The sequence below is a fragment of the Lysobacter sp. SCRH-1R genome (assembly GCF_057747855.1).
In genome coordinates, this window is record NZ_CM173227.1 from 1,148,382 (window position 1) to 1,170,123 (window position 21,742).

Here is a 21,742-nt window from a genome sequence, read left to right on the forward strand (position 1 = left end):
ATCAGGAGCGCCGCGCTTTTCGCCTTTCCACCAGTCCCGGGTTCCCGGTCCCCGGTCCGGGTTCATGAAACCCTGAACAACCCCCGCGGCAGATTCCACGGCGCGTAATGCTGCTCGCGCACCCACATCGCGTGCTGCCACAGCGCGACCTCGTCCAGGCGTTCGCGGACCCAGGCGGCGCGGCGTTCGTCGGCGCGGCCGGCGGGGTGGTGGGCGTAGCGGTAGGCGGTGAAGTCGCGGTAGTCCTCGGCTTCCTCGGCGAAGGCCGGCCAGGCCAGTTCGATCAGCAGCACGTCGTCGAGTTGGCCCAGCACCGGGATGCGGTCGGCGATCAGGTCGTCCTCGCGGTCGATGTACGCCAGCAGCTTGCCGATGCGCGCATGCGCGGCTTCGTCGGCGTCCCAGTCCTCGTCCTCGAGCAGGGCGCGCAGTTCCTGCACGCTCTGGAGGCGACTTTCGATCACCTCGCGCGCCTGTTCGGTCGGAAGCTTCAGCAGCCAGGCGGCGAGCTGCTGGAGACGGTCGGCGTTCACGCGCGGGGCGTCGGCGTGGATCTCGTGCAGGAGCTGGTCGAACTGGACGACGGCGGCGTCGGAAAGCGGAATCGCGCCGGCGTTCTCGCGCGCGCCCATGCCGCTGTACATGTGGTCGAAGGGCAGCGGCTGCGCGGTGGGAGTGGGATGGAACATGCGCATGGCACACCTCGCTCGCCGGCCAGGGCCGGACCCGCGCCGCGGCCGGCGACGTCGCGCGGGCCGTCCCGCCGCAGGGAAGGCGGGATGCAGGGCAATGATGCGCCTGATGGTGCGGTGCGGGGAACGGTGGTTTTCGCTTGATGTGCGTGTTTATCCGGGTGAATCCGTCTGATGCGGTGCGCAAGTGGTTGCCATCCATGGCGCGACGATGTGGGCTTCGGAAAGCCCCGCCCGGCCATCCATGGCCGGGCGTTCAGCGGGTCACGCGGCAGTGCCGCGTAAGCGACCCGCTTCACCCATCCATGGCCGGGCGTTCAGCGGGTCACGCGGCGGTGCGTCGCAGGCGACCTGCTTCACTCAATGCACCCGGAAGATCGGCGCCGCGACCGGCAGGAAGCTGGTTTCGCGGATGCGCTTCTCGTACTGGGCGAGCACGGCTTCCTCATAGCGGACCTCTTCCCAGTCGGCGCGCGAGAAGGCGAACGCCGACGGGGTGCGGTCGCGCCGGTGCGCCTGGTGGCTGCGCACGCGGACGTAGTCGAGGTAGTCGTCCACTTCCGCGGCCAGCTTCGGCCAGGCCGTCTCGACCACGATCGCGTCGTCCAGCCGGCCGACCTGCGGCAGCCAGTCGGGGATCAGGTCGTCGCGGCTGCGCGCGTAGCCGACGATGGCGGCGGCGGTATCGACCGCATCGTTCGCCGGCTGCCAGCGGCGATCAGCCAGGAGCTGCTCGACCGCGGCGATCCAGCGCAGGCGCTGGCGGATGCACGGCGGGGCCGCGTCGGTCCGGCCGGGGCGGGACAGTTCGCGACCGGCGGAGGCGAGCTGGTCGGTCTCCAGCGCGTGGCCACCGACGCGGGCCAGCAGGGTGTTGAAGCGATCCACTTCGGCCGGGCTGAGCTGGAAACCGTTGATCGAGCGGCGGCGGGTCGGGCCGTCGAACGGCGTCAGCAGGATCTTCGGGAGCGGGTTGGCGGTGGAGAACAGGGCGTTCATGGCGGGACTCCGGGGGAGGGTGGCACCGTTTTTTCCGGTGCGGGGTCAGGTTCCACCCCCGCCTCCCATGAGTCATGATGGCCGTGCACGCCTTTGCGCATCGTCCGCTCCGGATGATGAGGGAACCATGAGGTTTTCCCGATGACCCCCCACGGGAACGCAGGCCACGGCGGGCCGAACGGCGAACGGTATCGATTCGGCGACATCCTCGTCGATGCGGCCGCGCACACCCTGTCCCGCGCCGGCGCGCCGCAGACGGTCGAACCCAAGGCGTTCTCGGTCCTGCTGATCCTGTTGCGCCACGCCGGCGAACTGGTCGGCCGCGACGACCTGCTCGATCAGGTCTGGGGCCATCGCCACGTCACGCCGGGGGTGCTGACGCGGGTGATCGCGCAGCTGCGCCACGCCCTGGGCGATGACTCCCAGCACCCGCGCTACATCCAGACCCAGCACGCGCTGGGCTACCGGTTCATCGGCGACCTGCACGAGTCCGTCGCGCCCGTTCCAGCGGCCGAGCCGGAGGAGCACGAGGAGGTCGCCGTGCTCCGTCATGCGATGCCCGAGGCGGCGGCCGTCGCCGCCAACGAAGTGATCGCGCCGTTCGCCGCGCCCGTTCCGACCGCCGGCGCCGACTTCACCACCCGCCGCAAGACCTCCGACCAGCGACGCTGGTGGCTGGCTGTCGCCGCGTTGCTCGCGATCGCCGCCGCCGGCTACTGGTTCGGCCAGCGCGATACGGGCGTGCTGGCGCCCTCCGCCGCTTCGGTCGCGGTGCTGCCGTTCGCCAGCCTGGGCGAGCGGCAGGGCGGGGACTACTTCGCCGAGGGCCTTGGCGTGGAGATGATCGACGCCCTGGCCGGCGTGCCGGGGCTGAAGGTGGTGGCCGCGCCGAGTCCGGGCGGCCGGGGCGAGGTCGACGTGAAGCGACTCGGCGCGCAGCTCGGCGTGGCGACGGTGCTGGGCGCCAGCGTGCGCCGCGAGGGCTCCCGCGTGCGGATCAGCGCGCGTTTGTCCGATGCGCGCACGGGTTTCACGTTGTGGGCCCATAGTTACGATCGGGAAACCGGCGACGTGTTCGCACTGCAGAGCGACATCGCGAACGAAGTGGTGCAGGCGCTGGTCGGCGTGCTGCCGGCGGGCGAGATCGAGGCCGCGCGCCAGTCGTTGGCACGGCGTTTGACGCCGACCCGCAACGTCGCCGCCTACGACGCCTACCTCAAGGGCGAGCAGCGCATGCGCGAGCAGGCCGGCGGCGATGCGCGCGGCGCCGACAGCGCGATCAACTTCTACCGCGGCGCGCTGGCGATCGACCCGGGCTTCGCGCGCGCGCAGGCGGGCATCTGCCAGGCGGAAATCACCCGGTTCGAGGATGCGCGCGACAGCGCCGCGTTCGCGCGCGCGCAGTCCGCGTGCGAGCAGGCGTCGAAGATGGACCCCTCGCTGCGCGAGGTCAGCCTGGCGATGGGCGACCTCTACCGCACGCAGGGCAACGCAAAGGAAGCCATCGGCTACTACGAGCGCGCGGTGTCCGATCCGGCGCTGCGCGTGCACGCGTACCTGGGCCTGGCCGCGGTCGCGAGCACGCAGGGCTACGGCAAGCAGGCGATGGCGTACTTCGAACGCGCGCGCCAATGGGCGCCGCGCGATCCGAGGGTCGCGCAGAAGCGCGGCTACCACCTGATGGTCAACGGCGACCTGGCCGGCGCGATCGCGTCCTATCGCGAAGCGCTGGAATACGCGCCCGACAACCCGGACCTGTGGTCGAGCCTGGGCGGCCTGTACGCGATCAGCGGCGAGGCGCAGCAGGCGAGCCGGGCGTACGAACGTTCGCTGGAAATCAAACCGAGCTACGAGGCGCTGAACAACCTGGGTTCGCTGAAGTTCGAACAGGGCGCCTACGAGCAGGCCGCCGCGCTGTTCCGCCACGCGAGCGAGATCGATCCCGGCGACTTCCGCACCTGGGGCAATCTGGGCGATGCGCTGACCGCCAGCGGCAGCACGGCCGCGCAGACGCGCGCGCAGTACGAGCAGGCCGCGACGCTGGGCCGGCGCTATCTCGAACTCAAGTCCGACGACGCACAGAGCCTGGCGCTGGTGGCGTGGTACGCGGCCAATCTCGATCGCGCGGGCGAGGCGCGCGCGCTGCTGGGCAAGGCCGAATCGCTGGGAACCGAACGCGGCGAGGTCGCGCTGCTCGGCGCGCAGACGATGGCGCGCCTGGGCGATCCGGCCGCCGCACGCCGGCACATCGATTTCGCACGGAAGCACGGCATTCCGCAGCAGCGCATCGAGGCGTTGCCGCTGCTGCGATCGCTGACCGCGACGGTGGAGCCGTCATCCGAACGCGAACCCGGCGCGGCGCGGTAGCCGTCCGTCGATCCCCGCCCGTTCCCCCAGGGCGCCATCCCCAAGGAGAAGAACAATGAAAACGATCCCGTCAGCGCTGGCGGTCGCCGCCGTCGCTGCGCTCACGTTCGCGGCAGGGTGCAGCACCAGCTCGGCCATGCAGGCGTCCGTCAGCCCCGCCGCGCTGCCCGCGGACGACGGCGTGCTGTGTCCGGACCAGAAAGAGGGCAAGGGCGGCCCGACGGTCTACGTCGACGTGAAATACGCGGCCGACGGCACGCCTTCGGCCGAGCCGAACAAGTGCTTCATCGACAGCGGCACGATCGTGGTGTGGCGCGATCCACCGGACCGGACGACGATGTTCAATCTCGTCTTCAGCGAGAGGAGAACGGGAAGGAAGATCGCCAACCTGAGGTCGGCGAAGGCGACCACCCGCTACAAGCTCTCCAGCGAGATCACCGGCAATCCGGGCGACGAGATCAAGTACGGCATCCAGGCCAACGGCAAGACCGTCGATCCGGCCGTGATCATCAAGTAACCGCGCGTCAGGTAAGCGCGGCCAGCGGCAGTTCGTCGACGGTCGGCGGCGCGGCCTCGCCGCGGCAGGCCGCCTGCACCGGCGCGAAGCTGCGCCGGTGTTCCGGGCAGGGGCCGTGCTCGCGCAGCGCCGACAGGTGCACGGGCGTGCTGTAGCCCTTGTGCTGGTCGAAGCCGTACAGCGGGAAGCGCGCGTGCAGCGACTGCATGTAGCGGTCGCGCGCGACCTTGGCGAGGATCGACGCGGCCATGATCGAACGATCGCGCGCGTCGCCGTTCACCCACGCCTCGGCGGCGCACGGCAGGCCGCGCGGCAGCGCGTTGCCGTCGATGCGCACGACGTCGACGCGATGGTGCAGGCACGCGATGGAGCGGCTCATGCCGGCCATCGTCGCGTGGTAGATGTTGAGGCGGTCGATTTCCTCATGCGTGACGAACTCGATGTGCCAGGCGAGCGCGCGCTCGATGATGCGCTCGTACAGCACTTCGCGACGCTGCGCGGTGAGTTGCTTGGAATCGTCCAGCCCGTTGATCGGCGTGCGTCCCGGCGCGAAGACCACCGCCGCCACGACCACCGGCCCCGCGAGCGGGCCGCGTCCGGCTTCGTCCACGCCCGCCACGCGCAGCGTCGCGCCGTCGCGTGCGGCGAGTCCCAGTGCCATCTGCGGACCCGGCTGCGAGACGTCGTCATGCGACATGGCGCGCTCCGATCAGTTCGGCGACCGCATCGGCGGCGCGCGCGGACGCGTCCTGCCGCAGTTGTTCGTGCAGTTCGCGGAAACGCGGTTCGAGCGCGGCGCCGGCGGCGGGATCGCGCAGGAACGGCGCGATCGCGGCGACGAGCTTGTCCGGCGTGCAGTCGTGCTGCATCAGCTCGGGCACGAGCGGCTCGCCCGCGAGCACGTTCGGCAGCGAGTAGTGGTCGACCTTCAACAGGCCGAGCCCCTTCACCAGCGAATAGGTCAGCGGCGCGACCTTGTAGGCGACGACCATCGGCCGCTTGGCGAGCATGGCTTCCAGCGTGGCCGTGCCGGAGGCGAGCAGGATCGCGTCGCTGGCGATCATCAACGTGCGTGCCTGGCCGTCCAGCACCTGCAGCGATGCGCTCAGCGAGAGGCTGTCCGGATGCGCCGCCAGCACGCGCTGGAAGGCCGCGCGCGCATGCTCGTTCGCCATCGGCACCACGACCTGCAGCGCCGGATCCTGCGCGAGCAATTGCGAGGCGGCGGAAAGGAAATCGGGGCCGAGCCGCTCGATCTCGCCCACCCGCGAACCCGGCAGGAGCGCGAGCAGGGGGCGTGCCGCATCGAGGCCGAGCCGATGGCGGGCGGTGTCGCGGTCGGGTTCCAGCGGCATCTCGTCGGCGAGCGGATGGCCGACGAAACGCGCGTCCACGCCGTGGCGTGCGTAGATCGCCGGTTCCATCGGGAACAGGCACAGCACGCGGTCGGCGGAGCGGCCGATCTTCCCGGCACGCTTCTCGCGCCACGCCCACACCGACGGACTCACGTAATGCACGGTGCGCAGGCCGCGTTCGCGCAGCCAGCGTTCGACGCCGAGGTTGAAGTCGGGGGCGTCGATGCCGATGAACACATCCGGTTTCCACGCCAGCAGGCGTTCGCGGAACTCGCGGCGCAGGCGCAGCAGGCGCGGCAGGTGGCGCAGCACTTCGGCCAGGCCCATCACCGCCAGTTCGGAGGCGTCGAACCAGCTGTCGAATCCGGCCGCGCGCATCTGGTCGCCGCCGATCCCCGCGAATTCGGCGTCGGGGAAGCGCTCGCGCAGTTCGGCGATCAGGCCCGCGCCGAGCAGATCGCCCGACGCTTCGCCCGCGCACAGGGCGATGCGGACGGGGCGGTCGACGGGAGCGGGAGATTCGGAGCGGTTCAAGGCGTTCGGACGATGGTGCGCGGCGGCGCCGCGATCACGTCGGGATGATAGCGGCTGTGGGCGCGATTGGCCTGAAGCGGCGTCCCGAACGAAGTCAGCCCCTGCAGCCCGGGTAAGCGGAGCGCACCCGGGACACGATCACTCCTCCAACCCGGATGCGCTTCGCTTATCCGGGCTACGAAACCGATCAGCGCAACAGCGGACGCTCGCTGCCCTCGATGAACGCCAGGAACGTCCGCGCGTCCTCGCTGCCCTGCGCCAGTTCCGCCAGCTTCGCCCGCGCGTCGTCCAGCGAACCGCCGGACATGTACACGGCGCGGTACGCGCGCTTGATCGCGCTGATGCGGTCGGCGTCGAAACCGCGACGCTTCAGGCCTTCGCTGTTGATGCCGCGCGGCCGGCCGTAGCCGTCCTGCGCGACCATCAGGAACGGCGGCACGTCGCCGTTCACCAGCGCGCCCATGCCGACGAACGCATGCGCGCCGATGCGGCAGAACTGGTGCACCCCGGCGAAGCCGGACAGGATCACGTGGTCGCCGATGGTGACGTGGCCGGCGAGCGTGGCGTTGTTCGAGAACACGCAGTGGCTGCCGACCATGCAGTCGTGCGCGACGTGCGTGTAGGCGAGGAACCAGTTGTCGTGGCCAATGCGCGTGACGCCGCCGCCGGTTCCGGTGCCGCGGTTGATCGTGGTAAATTCGCGGAACAGGTTGCGGTCGCCGATGTCCAGCTCCACGCGTTCGCCGCGGAATTTCTTGTCCTGCGGCTCGCCGCCGATCGCGCAGTGGCCGATGAAGCGGTTCTCGCGGCCGATGCGGGTCGGGCCGTGCACGCTGCAGTGCGGGCCGAAGGTGGTGCCGTTGCCGACCTCGACCTCCGCGCCGATGTAGCAGAACGCGCCGACTTCCACGCCGTCGCCCAGGCGGGCACCGGCTTCGACGACGGCGCTGGGATGGATGCGCGGCGCGGTCATGGCCTCAGCCCTTCGCTTCGGCGCAGACGACTTCCGCGCAGGCGACCTGCTCGCCGTTGACGCTCGCGACGCCGGTGTAGATGGCGACGTTGCGGATCACGCGCTTGATCGACACTTCCAGGTCGAGGCGATCGCCCGGCACGACCATCTTGGAGAACTTCGCGTTGTCGATCTTCACCAGGTAGAACAGCCGGCCATCGGCGGTGGCGTTGTTCGACAGCTGCGTGAGCACGCCGCCGGCCTGCGCGAGCGCCTCGACCACCAGCACGCCCGGCATCACCGGGTGGCCGGGGAAATGGCCCTGGAAGAAGGGCTCGTTGCAGGTGACGTTCTTGTACGCCAGCACGCGCTTGTGCGGCTCGAACTCGACCACGCGATCCACCAGCAGGAACGGATAGCGGTGCGGCAGCAGCTTCTGGATCTCGGTGACGTCGAGCGGGAGTTGCACGTTGTGGCTCATGGAAAATCCTGGCAAGCGCATCCCGCGCGTAAGGGCCGCGCCTCGTGCGCGGCGTGTCCGGTGCCGGCGTCGGCCGGCCTTCGTGAAGACCGAATCGTACCGCGACTGGTGCGCCGACGCCCGGACTGCCGGGTACGGTCAGTCGGTTCCGCCGCGTCCGACGCGGCGGGCGAGGGCGTCGAGCTGCTTGAAGCGCGCGGCGTTCTTGCGCCAGCTGCGGTTGTCCATCAGCGGCGTGCCGGAGGAGTATTCGCCCGGCTCGCGGATCGAACTGGTGACCAGGCTCATCGCCGTGACGACGACCTTGTCGCAGATTTCCAGGTGGCCGACCACGCCGGCGCTGCCGCCGATGAGGCAGTAGCGGCCGATGCGCGCGCTGCCGGCCACGGCCGCGCAGCCGGCGATGGCCGTGTGCGCGCCGATGAAGACGTTGTGGCCGATCTGGATCTGGTTGTCGAGGCGGACGTCCTCTTCGAGCACGGTGTCCTCGATCGCGCCGCGGTCGATGCAGGTGTTGGCGCCGATCTCGCAGTCGTCGCCGATCACCACGCCGCCCAGTTGCGGCACGTTGAGCCAGCGTCCGGCTTCCATCGCCAGGCCGAAGCCCGCGGCGCCGAGCACCGCGCCGGGATGGATCACCACGCGCTTCCCCAGCCGCACGCGTGCGACGAGCGTGACGCGCGCGATGAGTTCGCTGCCGGCACCGACGACGCAGTCCTCGCCGATCACGCTGCCGGGCCCGACGATCGCGCCGGCTTCCACGCGGCTGCGCGCGCCGATGCTGGCGAAGGGGCCCACGTGCGCGGACGGATCGACGCTCGCGGAGGCATCGATGACGGCCGACGGATGCACGCCGGCGTCGCGCACCGGGCGCGTTTCGAACAGGGCGGAGATCTTCGCGAACGCGGCGTAGGGATCGCGCGCGATCAGCGCGGTGCGATCAAGGCCGGCCGCGTCGTCCTCGCGCATGACCACGACGCCGGCCTGGCTCTGCGCCAGCTGGCCGCGGTACTTCGGATTGGCGAGGAACGCCAGCTGCGAGGCGCCGGCGCGCGCGAGCGTGCCGACACCGTCCACGCGGCGCGCGCCATCGCCGTGGAGGCGCAGGCCGAAGCGCTGCGCCAGTTCGTCGGCCGTGTACGCGACGGACGCCATCGGCGGCGCCGTCAGAACGTACCGCCGAAGGTGAACTGCAGGCGCTCCAGCTCGTCGCCTTCTCGCAGCAACGCGCCGTTCGGGGCGTACTCGGTCTCCTGCTTCTTGATCGGGAACGCGTAGCTGATCGAGATCGGGCCCATCGGCGAACGCCACATCAGCGCGATACCCGTCGACATGCGCAGCTCCCCGGCGTCGAAGGCGTCGTAGTCCTTGTAGACGTTGCCGACGTCGAAGAACGCGGAGACGCGCGCGGCCGGCGTGTCGAGCAGGGTCGGGAAGTACATTTCCAGCGAGCCCACGGTCTTGAACGCGCCGCCGATCGGCTGCTGGTAGTTCGGGTTGCCGGCCGGCGAGTCGCGCGGACCCAGCGTGTTGTCGGTGAAGCCGCGCACCGAGCGCACGCCACCGGCGTAGAAGTTCTCGAAGAACGGCAGGCCCGTCGCGGTGATCGTCCGGATGAAGTCGTCGTCGCCTTCCACGCAGCTGTAGTTGCCCGGCGTCCTGCAGAGATTGCGGGTCTTGTCGTTGCCGTAGCTGTCGCCGTAGCCGAGTTCGGCGCGCGTGTTGAGCACGAAGTGGCGCGACAGCGGCCAGAACTTGGAGATGTTGTAGTTGAGCTTGTAGTACTCGGCGGTCGAGCCGGGCAGCGTGGTTTCCAGCCACACGCGCTGCTGCATGCCGCGCGTCGGGGTCAGGTAGCTGTCCAGCGAGTTGCGGCCCCAGCCCACTTCCGCGCGCCAGGCGTGGAAGGTCTGCTGGTCCATCGCGAGGATGTAGTCGACGATGCTCTGCGGCGTGGATCCCGGGAAGACCAGGATCTCGTTGGTGTCGATGCCGAGCATCGCGGTGACCGTGTCGGTCTCGGTGATCGGCAGGCCGAACACCGCCTGCGCGGCGCCGCTGTTGGTCGAGTACTGCGCGGTGTTGAAGTCGGAGTAGTCGAGTTCGCGCCACCACAGGTTGTAGCCCAGCGACAGCCCGTTGTCCGTGAAGTATGGATTGCGGAACGAGAAGTCGTAGCGCTGCATGTAGTCGTTGCGCTGCGCCTGCACCGACACCTGGTTGCCGCTGCCCAGGAAGTTGGACTGCGACAGCTGGATCTGCGCGGTGAGGCCCGACAGCTGCGAGAAGCCCAGGCCGAACACGAAGCTGCCCGAGGTGGTTTCCTTGAGGTTGTAGACCACGTCGACCTGGTCGTTGGTGCCCGGCACCGGCACGGTCTCGACGTCGACGGTCTCGAAGTAGCCCAGCTGCTGCAGGCGGATCTTCGAGCGGTCGATCGCGGCCTGCGAGTACCACGAACCTTCGAACTGGCGCATCTCGCGACGGATCACTTCGTCGCTGGTGCGGCTGTTGCCCTTGTAGGTGATGCGGCGCACGTTGACGCGCGGGCCCGGCACGACCTGCATGTTGATGCCGACGGTCTTGTCCTCGCGGTTGACGTCCGGGATCGGATTGACCTGCGCGAACGCGTAACCGACGTTGCTGAGCGTGTTGATGATCGCGTCGGAGCTGATCTCCAGCAGGCGGCGCGAGAAGATCTGGTCGGGCTTCACCAGCACCAGGCGCTCGATCTGCTCCTTCGGCAGGACCGTGTCGCCGGTGACCTGCACGCTGGCGATCTTGTACTGCTCGCCTTCGGTCACGCCGGCGGTGATGAACATGTCCTGGCGGTCCGGGCTGATCGCGACCTGCGTGGAGTCCACGCTGAAGTCGACGTAGCCGCGGTCCAGGTACCAGGAGTTGAGCTTTTCCAGGTCGCCGGAGAGCTTCTCGCGCGAGTACTGGTCGTCGCGGCGGTACCAGCTCAGCCAGTTGTGCTCCTTCGACTCCCAGGTGTCGAGGATGTCCTCGTCGCCGAACTTCTCGTTGCCGATCAGGTTGACGTGGCGGATCTTGGCCGCCTTGCCTTCCTTCACCGCGATGGTGATGTCGACGCGGTTGCGGTCCAGTCGCGAGACCGTCGGATTGATCTCGACGTTGTACTTGCCGCGGTTGTTGTACTGGCGCGTCAGTTCCTGCGTCACGCGGTCGAGCGCGAGGCGGTCGAAGGTGTCGCCTTCGGACAGGCCGGCTTCCTTGAGGCCCTTGAGCAGGTCCTCGGTCTTGATGTCCTTGTTGCCGGTCAGGGTGAGCTTGTTGATCGCCGGACGCTCGGTGACGGTGACGACGAGGATGTCGTCCTGGCGGCCGATGTTCACGTCCTCGAAGAAGCCCGTCCGGTACAACGCGCGGATCGCATCGCCGACGCGCGAGGCGTCGATGGTGTCGCCGCGCTCGATCGGCAGGTAGGTGAACACCGTACCGGCGGCGATGCGCTGCAGGCCGTCCACGCGGATGTCGCGAACGGTGAAGGAACCGATCGCCGTGGTCTGCGGCGAGCCTGCGAGCGCGAACGGATCGGCCGACTGCGCCAGCGCGGGCAGGGCGGTCGTGCCCATCGCCGCGATCAGGGCGAGGGCGAGCAGGCGGCGGGTCGGCGTTGGCGTCATTGATACGTCCGGTTGGGGGTCGTGGAGGCCCGGGTCCGGGCGTCGGGTCGAGGCGGAAGCGAGTCTGCGCAAGCAGGTGTCCGGCATCAGCGCACCAGGTTGTTCATGATGTCGTTGTAGAACGCCAGGCCCATCAGGCCGGCGATCAGCGCCAGGCCCACGTACTGCCCGGCGGCCATCGCTCGTTCGCTGACCGGGCTGCCTTTGACCAGCTCGATAAGGTAATACAGCAGGTGACCGCCGTCCAAGATCGGGATCGGCAGCAGGTTCAGGATGCCCAGGCTGAGCGAGAGCATCGCGAGCATCTGCAGGAACCACGCCGCGCCGTGCTGGGCCGACATGTTCGCTGCGCGCGCGATGGTGATCGGGCCGGCGACGGTGTTCTGCACCGACACGCGGCCGGTGAAGGCGCGGCCGATCATTGCGAACAATTCGTGCGCCTGGTGGACACTTTCGCGGAACGCGGCCGGGACCGCGGCGACGGGGCCGTAGCGCAGCACCGCGTCCTTGGCCGGTTCCGGCGGGCGCGCCGCGCCCACGCCGAGGCCCCAGTATTCCTGCCCGGTCTCCGGCTGCTTCATGCGCTGCGGGGTGATCTCCAGCGCGAGGCGGTCGCCCTTGCGCTCCACCTCGATCATCGCCGGGCCGTTGCGCGCGCCGAGCGTCTGCACGCGCGGGCCGATGTCGTCCCACGCGGCGATCGGCTGGCCGTCGATGGCGGTGATGCGGTCGCCTTCGGCGAGCACGCCCCAGGCGGGCGTCTGCGGCACGACGCGTCCCACGAGCGCCGGCACCAGCATGTGGCGCGGCGTCAGGCCGATGACCTCCACCGCGCGCCGCTCGTCGAACGTGGCGGGCAGGTCGGACAGGGGCAACTGGCGCGTGGCCTCGTCGCCGGCGGCGGTACGCACGCGGACCTTCGTGTCGGCGTGGTCGAGCGCGGCGGGGATCAGCGCCAGCACCGCCTCGCTCCAGGTCGGCGTGTCGCGTTCGCCCACGGCGAGGATCGTGTCGCCCTGGCGCAGGCCGGCGGAGGCGGCGATGCCCGTGGCGTGGCCGACGACCGGCGCGTAGTCGGCGCGGCCGACCACGAACATCGCCCAGAACAGCGCCACGCACAGGATCAGGTTCGCGATCGGGCCGGCGATGACGATCGCGATGCGCTTCCACACCGATTGCCGGTTGAACGCCTGCGCAAGCAGCGCGGCCGGCACGGTGGACTCGCGCTCGTCGAGCATCTTGACGTAGCCGCCGAGCGGGATCGCGGCGATCACGTACTCGGTTCCGTCCTTGCCGCGGCGCATCCACAGCGGCTTGCCGAAGCCGACCGAGAAGCGCAGCACCTTGACCCCGCAGCGGCGCGCCACCCAGTAATGGCCGAATTCGTGGAACGTGACCAGCACGCCGAGGGCGACGATCAACCACCAGATGGAGCCGAGGAACTCACTCATGACGATGCGGGCTCAGGCGGGCGGTGATCATGCACGGGCGGCGACGGCCTGCGCGGCGTGGCGTCGTGCCTGGGCATCGGCATCGCGCAGGGCCGCCAGCGACGTCGCCGGGGTGGAAGGAAGCGCGGCGAGGGTGTCCTCGACCAGCGCGGGTATCGCTAGGAAACCGATGCGGCGCTGAAGAAACGCTGAAACCGCGACTTCGTTGGCGGCGTTCAGGACGGCCGGCGCGGTGCCGCCCGCCGACAACGCCTCGAACGCGAGGCGAAGGCAGGGGAAGGCGTCCAGGTCCGGCGGTTCGAAATCGAGCCGGCCGTGCGCCAGCATGTCCAGCCCGGACACGCCGGACTCGATGCGTTCGGGCCAGCCGAAGCCCACGGCGATCGCCGTGCGCATGTCCGGCAGGCCGAGCTGGGCGAGGGTGGAACCGTCGACGAATTCCACCAGCGAATGCACCAGACTCTGCGGATGCACCAGCACCTGGATGCGGCCGCCGTCGACGCCGAACAGGTGGTGCGCCTCGATGACCTCCAGGCCCTTGTTCATCAGCGTGGCCGAATCGACCGAGATCTTCGGCCCCATCGACCACTTCGGATGGGCGACGGCCTGCTCGGGCGTCACATCGCCCAGCGTCTCGCGACGGCGACCGCGGAACGGCCCGCCCGAAGCGGTGAGCAGGATGCGTCGCAGGCCCGCGTGCGCGTGCGCGTCGGGCAGGCACTGGAAGATCGCGTTGTGCTCGCTGTCCACCGGCACGATGGTCGCGCCGCCGGCGTGCGCGGCCTGCATCAGCAGTTCGCCGGCGAGCACGAGGGATTCCTTGTTCGCCAGCAGGATGCGCTTGCCCGCGCGCGCGGCCGCGAGCGTGGACGGCAGCCCGGCCGCGCCGACGATGGCCGCGACCACGATGTCGCAGGCATCCCCGGCGACGAGCTGCTGCAGCACGTCGTCGCCGCAATGCGGCTGCGTCGGCAGTTCCGCATCGCGCAGGCCGTCGCGCAGCGCGGCGAAGCAGGCCTCGTCGGCGATCACGGCGTGCTCGGGACGATGGCGGCGGCACAGTTCGACCAGCGCGCCTGCATTGCTGCCGGCGGCCAGCACCGTGGCGCGCAGGCGCTGCGGATGGCGCGCGATCACGTCCAGCGCGGACGTGCCGATCGAGCCGGTGGCTCCGAGGACGGCGACGCGACGCATGTCAGTTCACGCTCATGTGCAGGGCACGTTTCATCGCAGGCCGATCATCAGAAACCGAACATGGCCTTGCCCACGGCGAACACCGGCAACGCCGCGAGCACGCCGTCGATGCGGTCCAGGATGCCGCCGTGGCCGGGGATCAGGTTGCCCGAGTCCTTCACGCCGGCGTGCCGCTTGAGCAGGCTCTCGAACAGGTCGCCGATCACCGAGAACAGCACCGCCACCAGCGCCACCAGCGCGACCGCTGGCAGCTGGTTCGGCGAAGCGCCGGCGATCAGCGCGAACGCGATGCCCACCGCGATGCCGGCGACCACGCCGCCGAGCAGTCCTTCCAGTGTCTTGTTCGGGCTGATGCGCGGCGCGAGTTTGCGGTCGCCGAACAGCTTGCCGCCGAGCTTGCGGCCGGCGAAGTAGGCGCCGCTGTCGGCGGCCCAGACGATCGCCAGCGCGGTGAGCAGCCAGCGGTGGCCGGCGGGTTCGCTGGCGTGGATCCAGGCCAGCGCGCACCACGCGGGAATCACGCTCAGCGCGCCGGCGGCGAGCTTGAAGACACGCGCGTAGGTGTCGTGGTCGCTGGCGAACCCGTACCGCCCCAACCACGCGAGCGCGAGGAGCCACCACACCACGCCGATCACGCAGGCGAGCTGGAACAGCACCATGCTGTAGCCGGTGCTCGAACGCGACGCCCACACGATGGCGACCATCACCGCCAGGTTGGCCACCAGCAGCACGGTGCGGGCGAGGGTGTCGTCGATCTCGGCCAGGTCGAACCACTCCCACAGTCCGGCCAGGAACAGCACCGCCGCCACCGCGACCATCCAGGGGGTGGGCAGCAGCAGGATCGCGGCGATCGCGACCGGCGCCATCACCAGTGCGGCGAGCAGGCGGGTTCGGGTCATTCGGAAATCTCGTTGGTCGGGGCCGGCGCGACCTGCGCGCCAGTGAGGCCGAAGCGGCGCTGGCGGCCGGAATAGTCGTCCAGGGCGCGTTGCAGTGTGGCCGCATCCAATTCGGGCCACAACAGGTCCGTGAACCACAGCTCGGTGTATGCCAGCTGCCAGAGCAGGAAGTTGCTGACGCGCGTCTCGCCGCCGGTGCGGATGAACAGATCCGGCGGCGGGAGTTCGGCCAGCGACATGCGCGAGGCGAGCGCGCGTTCGTCGATCTCGTCCGGATCCAGGTGGCCGGCGGCGACGTCGCGCGCGAGCGAGCGCGCGGCCTGTGCGATGTCCCAGCGACCGCCGTAGCTGGCGGCGATGGTCAGGTGCAGGCGAGTGTTGGCGCGCGTGCGGTCCTCGGCGGCGCCCATCTGGTTGCGGATCGCTTCGCTGAAGCGTTCGCGTTCGCCGATGAAGCGCACGCGCACGCCGCGACGGTCGAGTTCGTCGACCTCGCGCTCCAGCGCGCCGAGGAACAGCTTCATCAACGCGCCGACCTCATCCTCGGGGCGGCCCCAGTTCTCGCTGGAAAACGCGAACAGGGTGAGCGCCTCGATGCCGCGTTCGAGGCAGAAGTCGATGCACACGTTGACCGCGCGCGCGCCGGCGCGGTGGCCGATCGCGCGCGGGCGACGACGACGCTCCGCCCAGCGGCCATTGCCGTCCATGATGACGGCGAGGTGGCGCGGGACGCGTGCGTCTGCGGTGGCGGGTTCGGATGACATGGCGCGACGGGGTCTGACCCGTCAGACGGCCATGAGTTCCTGCTCTTTGGCCTTGACCACTTCGTCGACGTCCTTGATCGCCGCGTCGGTGATCTTCTGGATCTCGGTTTCGGCGCGCGCCACGTCGTCCTCGGTCACCTGCTTGTCCTTCAGCAGTTCCTTGACCTGGTGGTTGGCGTCGCGACGGATGTTGCGGATCGCCACCTTGGCGTTCTCGCTTTCCGAGTGCACGAGCTTGGACAGCTCCTTGCGGCGCTCCTCGGTCAGCGCCGGGAGATTGAGGCGGATCACGGTGCCGGCGGTGTTCGGGGTGAGGCCGAGGTCGGAGGCGAGGATCGCCTTCTCGACCGCGCCGACCATCTGCTTCTCCCACGGGGTGATCGTCAGGGAGCGCGCGTCGGAGACGGCGACCGTGGCGACCTGCGAGAGCGGCATGTCGGAACCGTAGTAGTTCACCTTGAGGTGGTCGACCAGCGCGGTGGAAGCGCGCCCGGTGCGGATCTTGATCAGATCGTGGCGAAACGCTTCGACGCTCTTGGCCATGCGGGTCTGTGCGTCTTTCTTGATGTCGTTGAGCATCGCCGGCTCCGGTCCTGTTGCGGTAATCGCGGGATTATATAGGCAGGGCGCGCGTCCCCGCCCGGGGCGGGGGCCGGGCGCCGGGAGCGTAGCGTTCAGACCCGCCTAGTGGGCGTGACGGTGGCCGTCGTGGTCATGATCGTGGTCGTGGCCGCCGTGCGGCGCGCGATCGTGGCGATCGTGTTCGCAGGCGCGGCCCAGTTCGACCTGCAGGGTCGGATGGTTGATGCCGAAACGCTGGTCGAGCTCGCGGTTCAGCCGGTCGATGAAGGCGTCGTGGTCGCCGCCGTCGGACGCCGTGGTCGGACGCACGAGGTGCGCGGTCATGGCGATCTCGCCCGCGCCCAGCGACCAGATATGCAGGTGATGCACCGCCTGCACGCCGGGCTGGGACGCGAGGAAAGCCTGCACGTCGGCCTGGCGGATGCTCGGCGGCACGGCGTCCATGGCGGCATTGAACGCATCGCGCAGCAGGCCGAAGGCGCCGACCGCGACCACCACGCTGATCAGCAGCGCGATCGCCGGATCCAGCCATTCCCACCCCAGCCACCACATGCCCATGCCGGCGAGCACCGCGGCCAGCGAGACGGCGGCGTCGGCGATCAGGTGCAGGAACGCGCCGCGCCGGTTGAGGTCGTGCTCATGGCCCTCGCGCACCAGCCAGGCCGCGCCGAGGTTCACGACGATGCCGACGGCCGCGACGACCATCACCGGCAGCGCGGGGATTTCCGGCGGCGCATCGAAACGGCGCACCGCTTCCCACATCAGCGCGCCGGAGAAGCCCACCAGCAGCAGCGCGTTGGCGAGCGGCGAAAGCAGCGTCGCGCGGCGCCAGCCGTAGGTGTGGCGATCGGTCGGCGCGCGCCGGGCGAGCACCGCCGCGCCCCAGGCCAGGCCAAGGCCGAGCACGTCGCCGAGGTTGTGCAGCGCATCGGACAGCAGCGCCAGCGAATTGGTCGCGAAGCCGTAGCCCGCTTCGAGCGCGGTGTAGGCGAGATTGATCAGCGTGACCGCGGCGAAGGCGCGCGTGCTGCTGGCGTGGTGGTGGTGATGTCCGTGGCCCATGCGGCGGATGGTGGCATGGGCGTTGTGGCGGACGCTATTACGCAAAGCGAGGAACGAGTGGCGAGGAACGGGAAAACAGTGGGACACGCCGGCCTGGAGCGGGCCTGACCCCCCGTTCTTTCGTTCCTTTTCCCTCGTTCCTCAGCCGTTACGTCCTTGCACCAGCGTTCCGATGTGCTCGCCGCGCAGGATCTTCAGCAGCTGGCCCGGCTGGCCCATGTCGAAGATGCGCAGCGGCAGGTCGCTGTCGCGGCAGAGGGCGAAGGCGGCGGTGTCCATCACCTGCAGGTCGCGGGCGATGACCTCGTCGTAGCTGAGCTTTTCGAAACGCACCGCGTCGGCGTGCTTCTTCGGATCCTTGTCGTACACGCCGTCGACCTTGGTCGCCTTCAGCAGCAGGTCCGCGCCGATCTCGATCGCACGCAGCGCCGCGCCCGAATCGGTGGTGAAGAACGGGTTGCCCGTGCCGGCGGCGAAGATCGCGATGCGGCCCTTTTCCAGGTGTCGGATGGCGCGGCGGCGGATGTAGTCCTCGCACACGTCGTTGATCTTGATCGCGCTCATCACCCGGCACTTGGCGCCGAGCTTCTCCAGCGCGTCCTGCATGGCGAGCGCGTTGATGACCGTGGCGAGCATGCCCATCTGGTCGCCGGTCACCCGGTCCATGCCGCCGGCGGCCAGGCCGGCGCCGCGGAAGATGTTGCCGCCGCCGATCACCAGGGCGACCTCGGCCCCGGCCTGCTGCGCCTCGATCACCTCGCGGGCGAGGCGGCCGATCATCTTCGGGTCGATCCCGTAATCCTCGTCCCCCATGAGCGCCTCGCCGGAAAGTTTGAGCAGGACACGGCGATAGGCGAGCTGGGACATGGGGGCCTCGGAAGAGAGTGGGCAAACGGCGGAATTGTACGGGATCGGGGGTGAGGCCCGCAGGCGCGGCGACGGGACGCGCCCGGACCCGATCGAGAGGCGGTAATGCAATCGCAACGTACGGGCAAGTGCGTTTTTGACCGGATGGCCATTGTGAACTTTGCTGACTTTGCCTTCAGATCTTTCCAGATCCGCCGGTTATGGCTCGATTAAGACAATTTCACGTCGCGTGGATTGAACGGGCGGGATGCCGAAAGTCATATTCGGCTCGCCTTCGGGGGGAAGGCACCCAACTCCATTAGGGGATCCAAAACGTGGCAAGAACAACGATGAATCGTGCGCTGCGACGCAGCGCGCTGACGGTAGCGCTTGGCCTTTGTTTTGCGACGAATGTTCACGCCCAGTCGAACACGGCCGGTGCCGTGTTCGGCCAGGCAGCGGCCGGCGACACCGTGGTGGTCGAGAGTCCTTCGACCGGCTTCAAACGCGAGATCCGCGTCGGCAACGACGGCTCGTATCGCGCTTCCGCACTGCCGACCGGCAGCTACCGCGTCACCCTGCAGCGTGCCGACGGCACGACCTCGGTACGCGAGAACGTCACCGTCAACGTCGGCACCGGCACCTCGGTGAACTTCGCGGCGGCCTCCGCGGGGGCGACCACGCTGGACGCGGTGCAGGTCACCGCCGCGGCGATGGTGAACCCGATCGACGTGTCCTCGGTGGAGTCCACCACGATCCTGACGGCCGAGCAGATCGCCAAGATCCCGGTGCCGCGCGACGTCACCAGCGTCGCGCTGCTGGCGCCGGGCACGGTGAAGGGCGATGCGGCCTTCGGCAACCTGGCGTCGTTCGGCGGCGCGTCGGTGGCCGAGAACGCCTACTTCGTCAACGGCTTCAACATCACCAACTCGTTCAAGGGCCTGAACTTCGCCACGATCCCCTTCGAGGCGATCGGCGAGCAGCAGATCAAGACCGGCGGCTACGGCGCCGAGTTCGGCCGCGCACTGGGCGGCGTGGTCAACCTGATCACCAAGCGCGGCACCAACGAGTTCCACGCCGGCGGCAACATCTTCTACACCGCCAGCAGCCTGCGTGCGACCGGGCGCGACATCTATTCGCCCGACGGCCAGCTGATCTCCGACAACTCGCGCGACCGCGACCCGACCGAGACCATCGTCTCCGCGTGGGCCAGCGGCGCACTGGTGAAGGACACGCTGTTCGGCTACGCGCTGGTGCAGTACGGCCGCGAGAGCGGCCAGCGCAGCTTCGGCAACAACCTCAGCGTCGCCAACGACAGCACGACCTCCAAGAACCCGAACTGGCTGGTCAAGCTGGACTGGAACATCAACGACTTCAACCTGCTCGAATTCACCGCGTTCTCCGACAAGGAGGAATCCGAGCGCGACGTCTACGCCAACCCGCAGGGCGTGAGCGAGCGCCAGAACTTCCTGGGCACCGTCCACGACGAGACCGGCGGCGACAACTACGTCCTGAAGTACACCGGCTATCTCACCGATACCTTCACGCTCAGCGCGCTGTACGGCATGGGCGAATACAAGCGCAACAACTACGCGGTGAACGCCGACGGCCAGCGCCTGGTGTACGACGGCCAGGTGAGCCCGGACAACGCCACCGGCATCATCGGCGCCGCAGGCTGCCCGGTGGTGACCGACGGCCGTCCGGACGCGGTCGCCGGCCTGATCCCGGCGTACACGAGTTCGTGCGCCTTCCTCACCGGTTCGTCCGACACCGCGCGCAACCTCGGCCTGGCCGACGCGCGCGACAAGCGCGAGCAGTTCCGCATCGACGCCGAATGGCAGTTGGGCTCGCACCTGCTGCGCTTCGGCTACGACACCGACACGTTCAAGTCGCGCGACGGCGAGGCGAGCGAGGGCGGCGTCGCGTGGCGCTACGTCACCCGTCGCGGCGAGGACATGGTGCGTCGCCGCGTGTTCCAGACCGGTGCGGACGTCGAGGTCGAATCCGAGGCGTTCTACATCGAGGACAGCTGGAGCATCACCGACAACTTCATCGCCTACGTCGGCCTGCGCTGGGACAGCTTCGAGAACAAGAACGGCGAGGGCCAGACCTACGTCAAGCAGGACGACCAGTTCGGCCCGCGCCTGGGTTTCTCGTGGGACGTCAACGGCGATTCGTCGCTGAAGATCTTCGGTAACGCCGGCCGCTACGCGCTGCCGATCGCCGCCAACGTGGCGGTGCGCGGCTCCAGCCCGTCGCTGTACAGCCAGGAATACCTGCACTACGACGGCGTCGATCCGGTGACCGGCGCACCGATCAACCCGACCGCCACGGGCGACGCGCGCGACGAACTGTCGTACCTCAACAACGAGTTCGGCACCGCGAAGGACCCGCGCACGATCGCGTCCAACAACCTGGACCCGCAGTACCAGGACGAATACATCCTGGGTTTCCAGAAGGCGCTGACCGACAACTTCTCCGGCGGCGTGCGCGCGATCTACCGCGAGCTCAAGCGCGGCATCGACGACCACTGCGATTACCGCGTGTTCGAGGAGTGGGCGTCCGACAACGGCTACGCGATCGACTCCTACAACCCGGCGTTCACCTACTGCCACATCTACAACCCGGGCAGCGACCTGGACGTGCAGATCGACATCGACGCCGACGGCACGCTGGAGCACGTGGTGATCCCCGCCGACAAGCTCGGCCCGAAGGCCAAGCGCACCTACACGGCGGTGGAACTGTTCGCCGAGGGCCAGCTGACCGACAAGTTCTTCCTGCAGGGTTCCTACACCTGGTCGAAGAACAAGGGCAACGCGGAAGGCGGCGTGAAGTCCGACATCGGCCAGGATGACACCGGCGTCACCCAGGACTTCGACTACCCCGAGCTGATGGTCGGCGCCGACGGCTACCTGCCGAACGACCGCCGCCACACGCTGAAGCTGTTCGGCAACTACGAGTTCAGCGACCAGTGGTCGATGGGTGCGAACTTCCTGTTCCAGAGCGGTCGCCCGATCAACTGCTTCGGCGTGTACGCCGATGATCCCACCGGCTATGGCGCGAGCTACTTCTCTTGCGATACCGGCCCGGTGGATCCGGAGACGGGCAGCAACGGCACGACGATCGTGCGCCGCGGCTCGGCCGGCCGCACGCCGGACATCTGGAACGTCGACCTGAACGTGGCCTACCGGCCGTCGTTCGCCGAGGGCCGCCTGGCGTTCAAGATGGACGTGTTCAACGTGTTCAACCGGCAGAAGGCGCTGGCGGTGGACGAGTTCGGCGAGGACAGCACGGGCAATCCGCTGTTCGGCATCACCTACCTGACGCCGACCGTGTACCAGGCGCCGCGCGCGGTGCGTTTCATGGTGCAGTACGACTGGTGACAACCGCAGCACGC

At 69.0% G+C, this 21,742-nt stretch carries 18 protein-coding genes; 3 read left to right on the top strand and 15 right to left on the bottom strand.

The features are described 5' to 3' along the window. Positions 1-62: 62 nt before the first annotated feature. Both AC3ANK_RS05265 and AC3ANK_RS05270 read right to left on the bottom strand, forming a co-directional pair. On the bottom strand, positions 63-689 hold the full coding sequence (locus AC3ANK_RS05265; protein ID WP_206859638.1) for a YkvA family protein: 627 nt from the start codon (positions 687-689) through the stop codon (positions 63-65). A gap of 363 nt (positions 690-1,052) precedes the next feature. Next, on the bottom strand, positions 1,053-1,691 hold the full coding sequence (locus AC3ANK_RS05270) for a DUF1232 domain-containing protein (RefSeq protein WP_206859636.1): 639 nt from the start codon (positions 1,689-1,691) through the stop codon (positions 1,053-1,055). 141 nt (positions 1,692-1,832) lie between these two features. Here AC3ANK_RS05270 and AC3ANK_RS05275 point away from each other — a divergent pair, with 141 nt between their 5' ends. Both AC3ANK_RS05275 and AC3ANK_RS05280 read left to right on the top strand, forming a co-directional pair. Further along, positions 1,833-4,058, top strand: coding sequence for a tetratricopeptide repeat protein (locus AC3ANK_RS05275; RefSeq protein WP_484172301.1), 2,226 nt, complete (start codon positions 1,833-1,835; stop codon positions 4,056-4,058). A gap of 55 nt (positions 4,059-4,113) precedes the next feature. Beyond that, positions 4,114-4,575, top strand: a complete 462-nt coding sequence (locus tag AC3ANK_RS05280; RefSeq protein ID WP_206859632.1) for a hypothetical protein — start codon at positions 4,114-4,116, stop codon at positions 4,573-4,575. Positions 4,576-4,582: 7 nt separating this feature from the next. Here AC3ANK_RS05280 and rnhB read toward each other — a convergent pair whose 3' ends face one another. From rnhB to pyrH, 13 genes are all read right to left on the bottom strand, one after another. Continuing rightward, the gene (gene rnhB / locus AC3ANK_RS05285; RefSeq protein ID WP_206860384.1) at positions 4,583-5,236 is read right to left on the bottom strand and encodes a ribonuclease HII; all 654 of its coding nucleotides are present in this window, start codon (positions 5,234-5,236) and stop codon (positions 4,583-4,585) included. A 25-nt stretch (positions 5,237-5,261) separates the two neighbouring features. After that, a complete protein-coding gene (gene lpxB, locus AC3ANK_RS05290) occupies positions 5,262-6,464 on the bottom strand; it encodes a lipid-A-disaccharide synthase (protein WP_484172302.1) in 1,203 nt (400 codons plus the stop codon). Between the two features lie 187 nt (positions 6,465-6,651). Then, positions 6,652-7,437, bottom strand: a complete 786-nt coding sequence (gene lpxA / locus AC3ANK_RS05295) for an acyl-ACP--UDP-N-acetylglucosamine O-acyltransferase (protein ID WP_484172303.1) — start codon at positions 7,435-7,437, stop codon at positions 6,652-6,654. 4 nt (positions 7,438-7,441) lie between these two features. Further along, entirely contained in the window at positions 7,442-7,897 is a 456-nt protein-coding gene (fabZ, locus tag AC3ANK_RS05300) for a 3-hydroxyacyl-ACP dehydratase FabZ (RefSeq protein WP_484172304.1), read from the bottom strand. 138 nt (positions 7,898-8,035) lie between these two features. Continuing rightward, positions 8,036-9,052, bottom strand: coding sequence for a UDP-3-O-(3-hydroxymyristoyl)glucosamine N-acyltransferase (gene lpxD / locus AC3ANK_RS05305; RefSeq protein ID WP_206859624.1), 1,017 nt, complete (start codon positions 9,050-9,052; stop codon positions 8,036-8,038). Positions 9,053-9,063: 11 nt separating this feature from the next. Beyond that, positions 9,064-11,547 carry an outer membrane protein assembly factor BamA gene (gene bamA, locus AC3ANK_RS05310; protein WP_206859622.1) on the bottom strand — a complete coding sequence of 828 codons (2,484 nt, stop codon included), beginning with the start codon at positions 11,545-11,547 and terminating at the stop codon, positions 9,064-9,066. 86 nt (positions 11,548-11,633) lie between these two features. Then, positions 11,634-12,998 (bottom strand): RIP metalloprotease RseP, encoded by a 1,365-nt coding sequence (gene rseP / locus AC3ANK_RS05315; protein ID WP_484172305.1) that lies wholly within the window; start codon positions 12,996-12,998, stop codon positions 11,634-11,636. Positions 12,999-13,025: 27 nt separating this feature from the next. Further along, on the bottom strand, positions 13,026-14,192 hold the full coding sequence (locus AC3ANK_RS05320) for a 1-deoxy-D-xylulose-5-phosphate reductoisomerase (protein ID WP_206859616.1): 1,167 nt from the start codon (positions 14,190-14,192) through the stop codon (positions 13,026-13,028). 47 nt (positions 14,193-14,239) lie between these two features. Then, a complete protein-coding gene (locus AC3ANK_RS05325) occupies positions 14,240-15,091 on the bottom strand; it encodes a phosphatidate cytidylyltransferase (protein ID WP_206859613.1) in 852 nt (283 codons plus the stop codon). Then, complete coding sequence (gene uppS, locus AC3ANK_RS05330; RefSeq protein ID WP_206859612.1) at positions 15,088-15,855, bottom strand: polyprenyl diphosphate synthase; 768 nt, start codon at positions 15,853-15,855, stop codon at positions 15,088-15,090. Before uppS ends, AC3ANK_RS05325 begins: the two co-directional genes overlap by 4 nt. A 21-nt stretch (positions 15,856-15,876) precedes the next feature. Then, a complete protein-coding gene (frr, locus tag AC3ANK_RS05335; protein WP_484172306.1) occupies positions 15,877-16,434 on the bottom strand; it encodes a ribosome recycling factor in 558 nt (185 codons plus the stop codon). 105 nt (positions 16,435-16,539) lie between these two features. Continuing rightward, a complete protein-coding gene (locus AC3ANK_RS05340) occupies positions 16,540-17,499 on the bottom strand; it encodes a cation diffusion facilitator family transporter (RefSeq protein WP_206859605.1) in 960 nt (319 codons plus the stop codon). A 141-nt stretch (positions 17,500-17,640) separates the two neighbouring features. Beyond that, positions 17,641-18,366: a UMP kinase gene (pyrH, locus tag AC3ANK_RS05345; protein ID WP_206859603.1), complete on the bottom strand. Its 726-nt coding sequence runs from the start codon at positions 18,364-18,366 to the stop codon at positions 17,641-17,643. A 422-nt stretch (positions 18,367-18,788) separates the two neighbouring features. Here pyrH and AC3ANK_RS05350 point away from each other — a divergent pair, with 422 nt between their 5' ends. Continuing rightward, a complete protein-coding gene (locus AC3ANK_RS05350; RefSeq protein WP_484172307.1) occupies positions 18,789-21,728 on the top strand; it encodes a TonB-dependent receptor in 2,940 nt (979 codons plus the stop codon). Positions 21,729-21,742 lie beyond the last annotated feature (14 nt).

Coding starts and splice junctions, on each gene's coding strand:
- AC3ANK_RS05265 (WP_206859638.1), bottom strand. CDS start 689: ATGTTCCATCCCACTCCCACCGCGCAGCCGCTGCCCTTCGACCACATG.
- AC3ANK_RS05270 (WP_206859636.1), bottom strand. CDS start 1,691: ATGAACGCCCTGTTCTCCACCGCCAACCCGCTCCCGAAGATCCTGCTG.
- AC3ANK_RS05275 (WP_484172301.1), top strand. CDS start 1,833: ATGACCCCCCACGGGAACGCAGGCCACGGCGGGCCGAACGGCGAACGG.
- AC3ANK_RS05280 (WP_206859632.1), top strand. CDS start 4,114: ATGAAAACGATCCCGTCAGCGCTGGCGGTCGCCGCCGTCGCTGCGCTC.
- rnhB (WP_206860384.1), bottom strand. CDS start 5,236: ATGGCACTGGGACTCGCCGCACGCGACGGCGCGACGCTGCGCGTGGCG.
- lpxA (WP_484172303.1), bottom strand. CDS start 7,437: ATGACCGCGCCGCGCATCCATCCCAGCGCCGTCGTCGAAGCCGGTGCC.
- fabZ (WP_484172304.1), bottom strand. CDS start 7,897: ATGAGCCACAACGTGCAACTCCCGCTCGACGTCACCGAGATCCAGAAG.
- lpxD (WP_206859624.1), bottom strand. CDS start 9,052: ATGGCGTCCGTCGCGTACACGGCCGACGAACTGGCGCAGCGCTTCGGC.
- bamA (WP_206859622.1), bottom strand. CDS start 11,547: ATGACGCCAACGCCGACCCGCCGCCTGCTCGCCCTCGCCCTGATCGCG.
- rseP (WP_484172305.1), bottom strand. CDS start 12,998: ATGAGTGAGTTCCTCGGCTCCATCTGGTGGTTGATCGTCGCCCTCGGC.
- AC3ANK_RS05320 (WP_206859616.1), bottom strand. CDS start 14,192: ATGCGTCGCGTCGCCGTCCTCGGAGCCACCGGCTCGATCGGCACGTCC.
- AC3ANK_RS05325 (WP_206859613.1), bottom strand. CDS start 15,091: ATGACCCGAACCCGCCTGCTCGCCGCACTGGTGATGGCGCCGGTCGCG.
- uppS (WP_206859612.1), bottom strand. CDS start 15,855: ATGTCATCCGAACCCGCCACCGCAGACGCACGCGTCCCGCGCCACCTC.
- frr (WP_484172306.1), bottom strand. CDS start 16,434: ATGCTCAACGACATCAAGAAAGACGCACAGACCCGCATGGCCAAGAGC.
- AC3ANK_RS05340 (WP_206859605.1), bottom strand. CDS start 17,499: ATGGGCCACGGACATCACCACCACCACGCCAGCAGCACGCGCGCCTTC.
- pyrH (WP_206859603.1), bottom strand. CDS start 18,366: ATGTCCCAGCTCGCCTATCGCCGTGTCCTGCTCAAACTTTCCGGCGAG.